This is a genomic window from Fontibacterium abundans (SeqCode) (assembly GCF_965235095.1).
In the GTDB taxonomy this organism is placed as follows: Bacteria; Pseudomonadota; Alphaproteobacteria; order Pelagibacterales; family Pelagibacteraceae; genus Fontibacterium; species Fontibacterium abundans.
The window spans coordinates 12976-25490 of record NZ_OZ249405.1 but is presented as its reverse complement, the minus strand read 5'-3'; the positions used below and the strand labels follow the sequence as shown (position 1 = coordinate 25490).

The 12515-nt window shown below is 29.0% G+C and carries 11 protein-coding genes; 2 read left to right on the top strand and 9 right to left on the bottom strand.

Annotated elements, in window-relative coordinates; translation table 11 throughout:
• Positions 1-20: 20 nt before the first annotated feature.
• A complete protein-coding gene (gene rpmB / locus AC8GER_RS00115; RefSeq protein WP_029167179.1) occupies positions 21-362 on the bottom strand; it encodes a 50S ribosomal protein L28 in 342 nt (113 codons plus the stop codon).
• Between the two features lie 137 nt (positions 363-499).
• Here rpmB and AC8GER_RS00110 point away from each other — a divergent pair, with 137 nt between their 5' ends.
• Complete coding sequence (locus AC8GER_RS00110; RefSeq protein WP_506597963.1) at positions 500-1558, top strand: sulfite exporter TauE/SafE family protein; 1059 nt, start codon at positions 500-502, stop codon at positions 1556-1558.
• Positions 1559-1560: 2 nt separating this feature from the next.
• Complete coding sequence (locus AC8GER_RS00105) at positions 1561-2010, top strand: DUF3429 domain-containing protein (protein ID WP_506597962.1); 450 nt, start codon at positions 1561-1563, stop codon at positions 2008-2010.
• Here AC8GER_RS00105 and AC8GER_RS00100 read toward each other — a convergent pair.
• Genes AC8GER_RS00100 through polA form a run of 8 tightly spaced genes read right to left on the bottom strand, consistent with a single transcriptional unit; the run spans position 1978 to position 12474 of the window.
• Positions 1978-3024: a quinone-dependent dihydroorotate dehydrogenase gene (locus AC8GER_RS00100; protein WP_506597961.1), complete on the bottom strand. Its 1047-nt coding sequence runs from the start codon at positions 3022-3024 to the stop codon at positions 1978-1980. The genes AC8GER_RS00105 and AC8GER_RS00100 overlap by 33 nt on opposite strands.
• Positions 3025-3032: 8 nt before the next feature.
• The gene (locus AC8GER_RS00095) at positions 3033-4601 is read right to left on the bottom strand and encodes a lysine--tRNA ligase (RefSeq protein ID WP_506597960.1); all 1569 of its coding nucleotides are present in this window, start codon (positions 4599-4601) and stop codon (positions 3033-3035) included.
• Positions 4591-5595: an aminoglycoside phosphotransferase family protein gene (locus tag AC8GER_RS00090; RefSeq protein ID WP_506597959.1), complete on the bottom strand. Its 1005-nt coding sequence runs from the start codon at positions 5593-5595 to the stop codon at positions 4591-4593. The genes AC8GER_RS00095 and AC8GER_RS00090 overlap by 11 nt, the downstream gene beginning before the upstream one ends.
• Entirely contained in the window at positions 5588-6043 is a 456-nt protein-coding gene (tsaE, locus tag AC8GER_RS00085) for a tRNA (adenosine(37)-N6)-threonylcarbamoyltransferase complex ATPase subunit type 1 TsaE (protein WP_506597958.1), read from the bottom strand. Before tsaE ends, AC8GER_RS00090 begins: the two co-directional genes overlap by 8 nt.
• A 10-nt stretch (positions 6044-6053) precedes the next feature.
• Positions 6054-7343: an adenosylhomocysteinase gene (gene ahcY, locus AC8GER_RS00080; RefSeq protein WP_506597957.1), complete on the bottom strand. Its 1290-nt coding sequence runs from the start codon at positions 7341-7343 to the stop codon at positions 6054-6056.
• A gap of 53 nt (positions 7344-7396) precedes the next feature.
• Positions 7397-8932 (bottom strand): sensor histidine kinase, encoded by a 1536-nt coding sequence (locus tag AC8GER_RS00075; RefSeq protein ID WP_506597956.1) that lies wholly within the window; start codon positions 8930-8932, stop codon positions 7397-7399.
• A gap of 5 nt (positions 8933-8937) precedes the next feature.
• Complete coding sequence (locus tag AC8GER_RS00070; protein ID WP_029167187.1) at positions 8938-9639, bottom strand: response regulator transcription factor; 702 nt, start codon at positions 9637-9639, stop codon at positions 8938-8940.
• A 39-nt stretch (positions 9640-9678) separates the two neighbouring features.
• Positions 9679-12474: a DNA polymerase I gene (gene polA, locus AC8GER_RS00065; RefSeq protein WP_506597955.1), complete on the bottom strand. Its 2796-nt coding sequence runs from the start codon at positions 12472-12474 to the stop codon at positions 9679-9681.
• Positions 12475-12515 lie beyond the last annotated feature (41 nt).

The following is a 12515-nucleotide window of genomic DNA, read 5'->3' as shown; positions in this document are numbered from 1 at the left end:
TTTTGAATATACCAAGAAAACTAATTAACTTTAGCTTTTGTTTCTTTTTTAGCTTTAATTTCTTTTTTAGGTTTTTTAACGTGGGGAACGATTGTTAACAAAAGTTTTCTTAATTTTTTAACTCTAGGTGATAAATTTTTATTTTTAGCTCTTAACAAAAATTCATCAATACCTCCTCTAAAGTCTACGGCTTTAATTGCACGAGTACAAATTTTAATACGAATATCGCGATTTAATTTTTCACTTTTGAAAGAAACTTTTTTAAGATTTGGGAAAAATCTTCTTTTAGTTTTGTTGTTAGCATGACTGACGTTATGGCCTGTCTGTGGTCTCTTACCTGTCAGTTCGCAAAGTTTAGACATATTTTCTCCTGCAAGGGATATAGTTAGATGATGAATTTACGTCAAGATATTTCTTATAAATCCTAGATTATTTGTAGCAATTGATTTCTTGTTTTTACAAGATTAGTTCAATAATTATTGGTTAACCTAAAATTTTCATGTTCCAAGTTTACCTTCCAATCGTAGAAGTTCACGTTAACATTTTATATTTATTATCAATCAGCGGCTTTATAGGTTTCTTAAGTGGTTTACTTGGTATTGGCGGTGGGTTTTTAATGACGCCTGTTTTAATTTTTTTTGGCATCCCGCCAATGCATGCCATTGCAAATGGATCTAACAATATTTTAGCATCTTCTGTGTCTGGAACATTTGCACATTGGTACAAAAAACAAGTTGATATTAAGATGGGTCTTTATATTTTAAGCGGAGGATTTTTTGGTGCGACCATTGGTATTTATTTTATTAAATTATTAATTCAAATTGGAAAGATTAATACAATAACTTCAATCTTATATTTTGTATTATTAACTAGTTTTGGACTTTTAATGTTCATTGAAAGTCTTGCTGAATATCGCAGAATAAAAAATAAAAAATTTATAAGGCGAAAATTTCGCAAACACACATGGATACATGGACTTCCTTTTAAAGTTAGAATGAGTTCTTCAAGACTTTATATCAGTATTATTCCTCCAATATTTTTTGGATTTTTAACTGGAATCATTTCATCGATGATGGGTGTTGGTGGAGCATTTATTTTAATTCCAGTGATGATTTATGTTCTTGGAATGCCTTCTAAACTTGTTCCGGGAACATCTTTATTCGTGATGATTTTTGTTATGACATTTGTAACTTTCTTTCATGCTATCACTAATCATAATATTGATCTTATTTTAGTTTCTATTCTAATGTTGGGATCTGTAATTGGAGTGCAATTAGGAACTAGACTTGGAATGAATTTAAAAAATGAAGAACTTAGAATTTTAATGTCAATTATCATTACTATTTTTGGATTGAAGTTTGGTTATTCTCTATTCATAGAAGAATTAAAGTTTAAAATTTTTCGAAAAATAGAAAGTCAAGATCACTTAAATTTCTTTCAAGATTTTATTTATCAATTTGTAAATACTAGCCCAATATTATATGCATTAACTGCTGTAGGACTGGCTATATTAATCGGGTATTTCAGTTCATTTATTTTTAAAAAATTAAAATATTAATTATGCCAATAGAAAAAAAAAAATTAGCAACAATATTAGGATATCTTGGTCTCATTCCTTTTTTTACATTTACGATTATTTTTTTTATTTCAAATTTTAATAATTATGTTGTCGATGTCTATTTGTTCTATGCAAATATAATTCTGGCCTTTCTTTGCGGCAGTCAATGGAGTAAAATTCTGAATAGTAATATTTCTAATAACAGAAATTTATTATTAACCTTGAGCGTTATAGTCCCAGTTTTTTCTTTTATTTTAGATTTTTTTTCAAACCAAGATATAAAAATTGCAATCTATATAATCTTATTCTTTTCAACTAATTTTATAGATGGAAAAATATTTTCTGAACCTAGCAACGTTTGGTATTTAAATCTTAGAAAACGACTAACTTTTTTAGTAATTTTGACTTTGGTAATTAATTTATTCGCTGTCAACGCCTACCGCTTTTTGTAAAGAAGGGAATCCATCTCTTCTCAATAGCTCAGCCAATTCTTGTTTAATAGTCGTTACAACAAAAGGCCCTTTGTAAACTAAGCCCGTATAAAGCTGTAATAAAGAAGCTCCAGCTCTTATTTTTTCATAAGCAGAGGCTCCTGAATCAATTCCACCCACACCAATTATTGGCACTTTTCCTTTGATAGTCTTAAAAAATTTTTTGATAATTAAATTAGAGGTATCTTTGATAGGAAAGCCTGACAATCCTCCTGTTTCGTTTTTTTGTTTGTTTAATAAATTTTCTCTTAGTTTTACCGATGTGTTAGTTAAAACTAATCCATCTAAATTAAATTCTAAAACATTTTTACAAATCATATCAATATCAGCGTCATTGATGTCTGGTGATATCTTTAAAACAACTGGTGTTCTGCTACTTAAATTTTTTTTTATATTTAAAATTTCAGTTAATAATTTTTTTAAATTATCTTGTTCGTGAAAATTTCTTAAATTTTCAGTGTTAGGTGATGAAATATTTATACATATATAACTACATAAATTATGAAAATTTTTAAAACATTCAACATAATCATCAATGCGGGATGCGCTGTCTTTATTAGGCCCTATATTAATTCCTAAAATTCCCGCTGCTTTTTTTGTTTCGATTCTACTTTTAATTTTAACTAAACCCTGATTTGGAAAACCTAAACGATTAATAATCGCTTTATCTTCTATTAATCTAAAAACTCTTGGCTTTGAATTTCCTTCTTGTAACTTTGGAGTAATAGTTCCTACTTCTGCAAAGCCAAATCCAAGAGCAAACATTTTATCATATACTTCGGCATTCTTATCAAATCCGGCCGCTAGACCTATTGGGTTTAAAAATTCATTTCCTAAAATATTAATCTTTAAAATCTCATCATCTTTTGATGGGAAGAGTGGAATATAAAGATTTTTTAAAAATTGAATGGCTAAAGAATGGGCAAGTTCAGGATCAAGTTTATTAATGAAAGAATTAATAATCTGATAATTCATTTTTATGATTAATCATTAATAGACTTGTTAATTAAATTCACTGTTTCTTTAATACCATAAAAACTTATAAAAGATCCCATTCTAGGTCCCTGTTCATCTCCAAAAAGCACTTCATAAATCATTTTAAACCACTCTCTTAATCTCTCTTTTGAATAATGTGTTTTGCCAACAGAATAAACTATTGTTTGCATTTCTTCTGGCTGTAAAGCTGGACTCATTTTAGAAATTTGTTCAGCAAGATCCTGTAATGCTTTTTTCTCAGTCGAGTCCGGTTTTCTAAATTTTTTATTAACCTTCACAACATCATTAAAATAATTAATTGCATTTAAAATAAGTTTTGCAAGAATAGGATGATTTTCTTTAACTAAATTTGGACTGAAATTATTAATAAATTTCCAAATAACTTCTTCTTTATCTGTATTGCTAACGCTCACTAAATTAAGCAAAATATTAAAGGAGATAATTATTTCTTCTTTTGGTGGATTGCCATTGTGAACATGCCAAACCGGATTTCCTAATTTTTCTTTTGCTTCCTGTTTGTCAAATTTTTCTAGGAAAGAAAGATACTCATCAACTGCTTTTGGGATAACTTGGAAATATAATTTTTTAGCTCTTGTCGGATTTTGATACATATACAGAGACAAACTTTCTGGAGACGCATATTTCAACCATTGTTCAATTGTAATTCCATTGCCTTTTGATTTAGAAATTTTTTCTCCATTCTCGTCTAAAAATAACTCATAGGCAAATCCAGCTGGAGGTATTCCTCCTAAAATTTTACAAATTTTACTGGATAGTTCTGCACTTGGGATTAAATCTTTTCCATACATTTCAAAATCAACTCCAAGAGCAAACCAGCGCATAGCCCAGTCTACTTTCCACTGTAATTTACATGACCCTCCTGTAATTTTTGTTTCAACTTTTTTATTTCCATTTTGATAAACAATAGTTTTGGTATCTAGATTTTTTTCAACTACAGCAACTTCTAATACTTTTCCTGTTTCGGGACATATAGGCAAAAATGGACTGTAAGTTTTTCTTCTTTCTGGACCAAGTGTTGGTAAAACAACATCCATAATTTTATCATAATTTTTTAGGACTGCAGTTAAAGCGTCATCAAATTCGCCTTTAGTATAAAGTTCAGTTGAACTTTTAAATTCATATTTAAAATTAAATTCATCTAAAAATTTTTTTAACATATTATTATTATGCTCTCCAAAACTCTTAAATTTTTTGAACGGATCAGGAATTGCTGTTAATGGCTTATTTAAATTATCTTCTAAAATTGATTTATTTGGAATGTTATCTGGAACCTTCCTAAGTCCATCCATGTCATCTGAAAATGTAAATAATTTAACAGGTATATTAGATAATCTTTGAAAAGCATTCATGACCATAGTTGTTCTGCAAACTTCTCCGAAAGTTCCAATGTGAGGAAGTCCACTTGGTCCATAACCGGTCTGAAATAAAACGTAACCTTTTTTCTCTATTATTTTTAATCTTTTTTTTAATATTTCTCTAGATTCGGCAAAGGGCCAAGCTTCTGAATCTTCAAAAAACTTTTTATCAATTAACATTTTTGGATCTTAATTTAATTTGCTGATTAATGATAATTCTCACCTCGTTAAATATTGGATCTTCTAACCTTTTATTAAGTATTGTCCAAGTGTAAGGAATTAATTTTAAATATCTGCTTTTCTTGTCTCGCTTAAAAAGCCTTGAAAATATTCCAATAATTTTCATAGCTCTTTGCACTGACAGAATAGAAAATTCTTTCTTAAATTGCTGCATATTAAAATGCTTTTCTTTCTTCACTAATAATAAATAATAATTCAATAACTTTTCCTTCAACTCAGGACTAGTTTGGATCCTAACATCATCTATTAGGGAAAGTATGTCGTAAGCTCTTGAGCCAATCAAGGCATCCTGGGTATCAATAATACCAATATTATTTTTTGATCCTTCTTTATATTCCATCATATTTGAGACGTGAAAGTCTCTATGAACAAAATAATTATTCTTAATAAAATTATTCTTTAGAATTGATAGTAACAATTCTCTTAATTTTTTAATTTTAGGATTATTTTTTATTTTAAGTATATGTGGCAAATACCAAATAAAAAATAAATCTATTTCTTTTTTTAATATTTTAAAATTATATTTTTTAAATCGAAAAATATTAGTTTTATAATTTATTCTTTGTAATTTAATTAAATATTTGATTAATGACTGATAAATACTAAATTTATTTTTAGATTTTTTAATTAACTGAAGATAAGTTTTGTCCCCAAAATCCTGCAATATAGCTAAGCCATTTTTATAATCATAATCTATTACTATTGGCGCGCTAATCGCTTGTTTGCTTAAAAACTTATTAATTAAAACATAATTTAAAATATTAGACTTCTTTTCCTGTTCTGCGGAAGCAAGAATATAAGATTTATTTTTATAGTTAATTCTAAAATATTTTCTAAAAGAAGCATCTCCTTTTATTTCTTTAATTTTATAATTTTCTATATAATTTTTTTTAAGAAAAGTTTTTATTATTTTTAATCTATTTTTTTTAATCATTAATATCAAAGCCTAGCCATTTTCCTTTTCTATTAAACTCTAGAGATCTAAGATCTTTATCGGGATCATAAGTAAATTTAATTTGTAAAAAATCATTCAGCGAATTCATGGCAATTTCTGGCCATTCTATAATATTTATAAAATCTTTTGCCGTATCGAATAATCCTATATTTAAAATTTCTTTTTCTTTTTTTAATCTATAAAAATCATAATGGGCAATTTTTAAACCTTTTCCTAAATCATAATATTGAACTATATTAAAAGTGGGGCTTACAATTTCTTCTAAAGGGTGTTGATTTTTTTGCTGTAAATAATGTATTAAAAATCTAGTAAATGTTGTTTTGCCAGTACCTAAGTTGCCACTGAGCAATATAAAGTCGTTTGGTTTTAAATTAATTGCGACAGCTTCAGCAACTTTTTTTGTGGAATCTAAAGATTTTAATTCCATTTAATTGAAATTAATAACGATATGTATCTGGTTTAAAAGGTCCTTTTTCAGAAACGCTTATATAATCAGCTTGTTCTTTGGTTAATTTCGTAAGTTTTGCACCAACTTTTGCAAGATGCAACATCGCAACTTTTTCATCTAAATGTTTTGGCAAAACGTAGACTTTGTTCTCATATTTGCCATTGCTATTCCATAATTCAATTTGCGCAATGACTTGATTTGTAAAAGAAGCGCTCATTACAAAACTAGGATGTCCTGTTGCGCAACCAAGATTCACTAGTCTACCTTCTGCTAATAAAATAATTCTTTTTTTATCTGGAAATTCAATTTCATGAACCTGTGGTTTTACTTCATTCCATTTGTAATTTTTTAATGCACTTACCTGAATTTCATTATCAAAATGTCCAATATTACAAAGGATTGATCTATCTTTCATTTTTCTCATGTGCTCGATGTTAACGATGTCCTTATTTCCTGTTGCTGTAACCACAATGTCAGCTGATGATATGGCCTCATCCATTAACACAACTTGATATCCTTCCATTGCCGCTTGCAATGCACAAATTGGATCTGTTTCAGTAATCAAAACTCTTGCGCCACTTTGTCTAAGTGATGCTGCGCTTCCTTTTCCGACATCCCCAAATCCAGCAACTATAGCGACTTTTCCTGACATCATAACATCCGTTGCTCTTCTAATTGAATCTACTAAACTTTCTCTGCAGCCATACAAATTATCGAATTTAGATTTTGTCACTGAATCATTCACATTAATTGCTGGAATTAATAATTTATTATCTTTCTCTAATTTGTTTAAAGCCTTAACCCCAGTTGTAGTCTCTTCGGAAACTCCCTTAACATTTTTTAATAAATCTTTGTACTTATCGTGCAATAACATTGTTAGATCTCCGCCGTCGTCCAATATGAGATTTGGTTTCCAGTCTTTCTTTCCATTAATAGTTTGTTCAATACACCACCAATATTCTTCTTCTGTTTCACCCTTCCATGCAAATACTGGAATTCCTTTTGCAGCAATTGCGGCTGCAGCATGATCTTGCGTTGAAAATATATTACAAGATGACCATCTGACCTCTGCTCCTAGAGCCACTAAAGTTTCTATCAAAACTGCAGTTTGAATTGTCATGTGAAGACAGCCAATTATTTTTGCGCCTTTTAAGGGCTTGCTAGACTGATATTCACTTCTAATTGCCATTAAACCTGGCATTTCAGTTTCTGCTAGAGAAATTTCTTTATTACCAAACTCTGCTAGTTTTAAATCTTTTACTTTAAAATCTTGTGTCATTTAAAAAGTTAACTAACAATAAAACTCGGATATATCAATTTTATTTATGAAATTTAATCTGCTATTGGTAAATCAATCTCAACTACAGCACCTCTTCTTCCTTCTTCATTTAAATTATACGCTTTAATGTGACCTTTGTGAGATTCGACTATATTTTTAACTATATTTAATCCTAGTCCAGAATGCATACCGAACATTTCCTTTGGTCTGTTGCTGTAGAATCTTTCAAAAACTTTTCCGATATTACTTTCGTTAAATCCAGGACCTTCATCAGCAATAATTATTCTTGCATAATTATTAGCGCTCTCAATGTTTATTTTTAGAGTACTTTTTTCAGGACTAAATGAAATAGAATTTTCTAATATATTAGAAATAACTTGTTCAATTCTACTTTCAAAACCAATAACAAAAGTTTTTTTCTTTATTAAATTATTAATCTCTATTGAAATATTTTTTTTAGTATTATCAATAACCTGCTGATATTCATCTGCAACTTTTTTTATAAGTTTAATTAAATCAAATCTGGTTAATTGTAATTTAGCTTCTAAAGCCTCACCTTTTAGCATGTTAGAATAATCTGTTATTAATCTTTCAATCCTCACAACATCATCATTTAAAATTCCAAGTAACCTAGTCTTTTTTTCTGCATCTTTTGCATTAGGTAACAGCTCTGATGCTGCTTTTAACGATGCTAATGGATTTCTAATTTCGTGTGTAAGATCAGATGCAAATCTTTCTGCAAATTCAATTCGTTTATACAAATTATCTGTCATCCCTGAGAGTGATCTTGATAAATTACCAATTTCATCTCGTCTTAGATTAATTCTATTAATAATTTTATTGTCAGGGTGATCAGAACTTGCTGAAGTTGCGTAACGTCCTAAAATTCTAATTGGTTTAATAATATTTGCATTTAAAAATATTGAAAAAATTAATATGATAGTAGCAACGCTTAATGCCGTTCTGATAACAAAGTTTTTTCTTTCAACGACAGCATTTTCAATATCATTTGAGTCTTCCGAGATAACAATAAAGCCTTTATTTTCACCATTTAAAGTTAGAGAGGACAAGCTAACAACAACAAAATTATTTTTGATCTTTCTTGAAAAAGTTAAAACCTTATCAGATCCCAATATACTTAAATTATCATTAATAATTTTATTAAGTATCTTTTCTTCTTGTTGAGTAGTTAGATCTGGTGTGTCTGGTAAGTTGTCTGTTGTTAATTTTTTTTCTTGAACATCTGGTACTTTGTAAAATGGTTTAGCATTTATATCTAGGGAGTGAGCATCTACTATGATTTCTTTTTTTAGATCATAAATTCTAATTTGATTAATATTTGGTAATAAATATTTATAATTTGCTAGAAAACTTTTAAGATTATCTCTCCTGTAGGGAATACGCTGTAACTCCATGTTTAAAGCGATATTCTTAATAAGTTTAGAATGTTCTTTCTTTTTGTTGCCAACAAGCTCGGGTTCGATTGACTGAAGATAAGAAAAAGTTGCTAAGATTAATATTGAAAAAAAAAATAAATTTATAAATAAAAATCTTGCTAATAAAGATTTTAAATTAACAGAAAATTTCATTCTATTTAACTAACATTCCAGCGATAGCCACTTCCATATCTTGTTTCAATTGCTGAAAATTTTGGATCAATCTTTTTAAATTTTTTTCTTATTCTTTTAACATGACTGTCTATAGTTCTGTCTTCAATGTCATTATCCTGCTTATAGGCAATATTCATTAAATAGGCTCTTTCTTTAACAACTCCAGGCCTTTTTGCTAACTCGTAAATAATCTTAAATTCAGTTGTAGTTAATTTATCGGGCAAAGTTTTTCCTCCCCATTCACATTCTAATTGCTCTGAGTCCAGGGTTAATCTTCCAACGGTTAAAATATTTTTTGGTTGTGAGGCAGTCTTAGGTTCTAACTTTCTAAATTGAACACGAATTCTCTCTATTAATACTTTAATAGAAAATCCACCAGACTTTTTAACATAATCATCAGCGCCTAGTTTTAATCCTAACAACTCATCTACCTCATCGTCTTTAGAAGTTAATAAAATTATAGGTATAGAAGATTTTTTTCTTAATTTTTCTAATAATTCTTCGCCGTTCATTTTGGGCATCTTTAAATCTATAACTGCTAGATCAGGAGGATTACGCGTCATTCCGATGTATGCGCTTTCACCGTCAAGATAGGTTTGAACTTTAAATCCCTCATTCTCAAGCGCCATTGAAACGCTTGTTAAGATATTTCTATCATCATCGACTAGAGCGATTGTTTTATTCATGTAAATTATTTTATAATAATATTTGTATAATCAAAAGTTTTAATGCGCAGTAGTCCAATTTAATCCTTCTTTAATGTCTACGCTTAAAGGAATAGAAAATTTATAGTCGGGTTCGGACGCTTTTGACATTATTTCGACAATATCAGTTTTTGATTTTTTAATATTATCAGTAGAGGATTCGAATACTAACTCATCATGAATTTGCAAAAGCATTCTACATTTTAAATCTTGATCTCGAATCTTTTGATCTATCTTTATCATTGCGAGTCTTAAAAGATCTGCTGCAGTTCCTTGTATTGGCGCATTAATAGATGCTCTTTCTTGAAAAGTTCTTAAAGTATGATTTTTGTCATTAATATTTGGAAAGTTACATTTTCTACCAAATATTGTTTTTACATAACCATATTTTCTGCAACTTTTTAATGTTTCATTCATGTAATCTTTTATTTCTGGAAATTTCTTAAAATAAGATTTTAAAAAAGATTCTGCTTCAGTGTTGGAAACTGAAATTTGTTTAGCAAGACCGTATGATGAAATTCCATAGATAATTCCAAAATTAATTGCCTTTGCTTTTCTTCTCATTTCTTCATTAATTTCTGCGTGCTTTACTTCAAATATTTGAGCTGCTGTAATATTATGAATATCTTCAGAATTTAAAAAACCTTTCTTAAGCTCCTTAACGTCGGCCATGTGGGCAAGTATTCTCATTTCAATTTGACTATAGTCTGCTGAAATTAAAAAATTACCTTTATCGGCTATAAATGCGGAACGTATTTCTTTTCCCTCTGCGGACTTAATTGGAATATTTTGAATATTTGGATCGCTAGATGCAAGTCTGCCCGTATTGGTGGCTGCAAGTAAAAAAGATGTATGAATTCTTTTAGTTTTTGGGTCGATAAATTCTTGTAAACTATCCGTGTAAGTATTTTTTAATTTAGATTTTTGTCTCCAATCTAAAATAAGCTGAGGTAAATCATGCCCTTGAAAAGCCAAGTCCTCTAAAATATTAACATTGGTTGCGTAATTACCTTTTTTTGTTTTCTTGGTGCCAACAATTTTTAGCTTTTTGTAAAGAATATCGCCAAGTTGTTTTGTTGATGCAATATTAAACTCTTCGCCCGCATGTTCATAAATTTTTTTTTCTAGAACTTTTAAATCTTTCTCAAATTTTAATGATAAATTTTTTAAAATTTTTTCATCAATCTTTATTCCGTTTTCCTCCATTTGTGACAGTACTTCAACCATTGGCTTTTCAAGTTCTTGATAAACTTTCAATACTTCTTCTTTAAAAATTCTATTATTAAAAAAATTATATAATCTTAAAGTAACATCAGCGTCTTCAGCCGCATATTCTGTTGCCTTATCAATATAAACCTTATCAAAAGTAACTTGTGACTTTCCAATACCGGCAACATCTTTGAAAGAAATTGTCTTATGATTTAAATGAATCTCAGAAAGTAAATCCATTCCATGACGATTTATTCCAGCATCCAACACATAAGACATTAACATGGTGTCTTCTATTGAATTTAAATGGATTCCATATTTTTTTAATATTCGAAAATCATATTTAATATTGTGTCCAATTATTTTTATACTTTTGTCCTCAAGAAAAGGTTTGATCTTTTTAATGACGGCATCAATGTCTAACTGGGATTTAATTTGTTTATCCTCTTTATTAGAATGATTTAAAGGTATGTAATAAGCATTCCCCTCTTTTACGCATAAAGAAATACCCACTAAATCTGCCTGTCTAATATTTAAAGAATTTGTCTCAACATCAACAACGACAGCACCTTTTTTTTCAGCGTCTTCTAAAATTTTTTCCAGTTCAGATAATTTGAATACTGTTTTATAATTTTCCCTAGAAACTTTTGTGCCTGTAGAAATAATGTCTTTCGTTTCTTCTAAAACAATACCTTGTTTATCTGTTTGTCCTCCATAAGCTTTTTCAATTCTTTCCAAAAGTCTCGTAAATTCCATTTTTCTTAAAAATGAAATAATTTTTCCTTTATCTAAGTCCTTAACTACAAAATCTTCAATTTTTTCAACTGTAGGAACATCATCTTTTAGTGTTACTAATTTCTTACTAATAAGCGCATTCTCTTTATTGTCAGAAATTGCCTGTCTTCGTTTTGGCTGTTTAATTTTATCTACATTCTTTAATAAGTTTTCTACTGAACCAAATTCATTAATTAACTCTGCAGCAGTTTTAACTCCTATGCTTGGAACACCGGGTATATTATCTGAGCTGTCGCCTGCTAATGCCTGTACTTCAATAACTTTATCTGGGGTTACACCAAATTTTTCCTTAACCTCTTCAATGCCAATATCTTTATTTTTCATTGAATCAAAAAGTGTTGTTTGATCATCAATTAATTGCATTAAATCTTTGTCAGATGAAATTATCTTAACTCTTATATTTTTTTTTAAAGCTTCTTTTTTGTATGTGGCTATCAAATCATCAGCTTCATAATTTTCCATCTCTATACTTGGTAAATTAAAAGCTTTTACGGCTTCACGTATAAAACTAAATTGAGGTATTAAATCTTCTGGAGTTTCACTCCTATTTGCTTTGTATTCTGGATAAATATTATTTCTAAAATTCTTTCTGGCGGTATCAAATATAACAGCTATGTGAGTCGGTTTTTCATGACCATTTTTTGATTTTGCATCTTCTAGAAATTTGTAAAGCATATTGCAAAATCCACTGACAGCACCCACTGGCATTCCGTCGCTTTTTCTTGTAAGTGGTGGAAGCGCGTAAAAAGCTCTAAAAATATAACCAGAGCCATCAATTAGATAAAGAAGGTCTGTTTTTTTAGAATTGGTCATTAAATAAATATTATCTTATAAATACAAAAATTATATTACAT

Coding starts and splice junctions, on each gene's coding strand:
- rpmB (WP_029167179.1), bottom strand. CDS start 362: ATGTCTAAACTTTGCGAACTGACAGGTAAGAGACCACAGACAGGCCAT.
- AC8GER_RS00110 (WP_506597963.1), top strand. CDS start 500: ATGTTCCAAGTTTACCTTCCAATCGTAGAAGTTCACGTTAACATTTTA.
- AC8GER_RS00105 (WP_506597962.1), top strand. CDS start 1,561: ATGCCAATAGAAAAAAAAAAATTAGCAACAATATTAGGATATCTTGGT.
- AC8GER_RS00100 (WP_506597961.1), bottom strand. CDS start 3,024: ATGAATTATCAGATTATTAATTCTTTCATTAATAAACTTGATCCTGAA.
- AC8GER_RS00095 (WP_506597960.1), bottom strand. CDS start 4,601: ATGTTAATTGATAAAAAGTTTTTTGAAGATTCAGAAGCTTGGCCCTTT.
- AC8GER_RS00090 (WP_506597959.1), bottom strand. CDS start 5,595: ATGATTAAAAAAAATAGATTAAAAATAATAAAAACTTTTCTTAAAAAA.
- tsaE (WP_506597958.1), bottom strand. CDS start 6,043: ATGGAATTAAAATCTTTAGATTCCACAAAAAAAGTTGCTGAAGCTGTC.
- ahcY (WP_506597957.1), bottom strand. CDS start 7,343: ATGACACAAGATTTTAAAGTAAAAGATTTAAAACTAGCAGAGTTTGGT.
- AC8GER_RS00075 (WP_506597956.1), bottom strand. CDS start 8,932: ATGAAATTTTCTGTTAATTTAAAATCTTTATTAGCAAGATTTTTATTT.
- AC8GER_RS00070 (WP_029167187.1), bottom strand. CDS start 9,639: ATGAATAAAACAATCGCTCTAGTCGATGATGATAGAAATATCTTAACA.
- polA (WP_506597955.1), bottom strand. CDS start 12,474: ATGACCAATTCTAAAAAAACAGACCTTCTTTATCTAATTGATGGCTCT.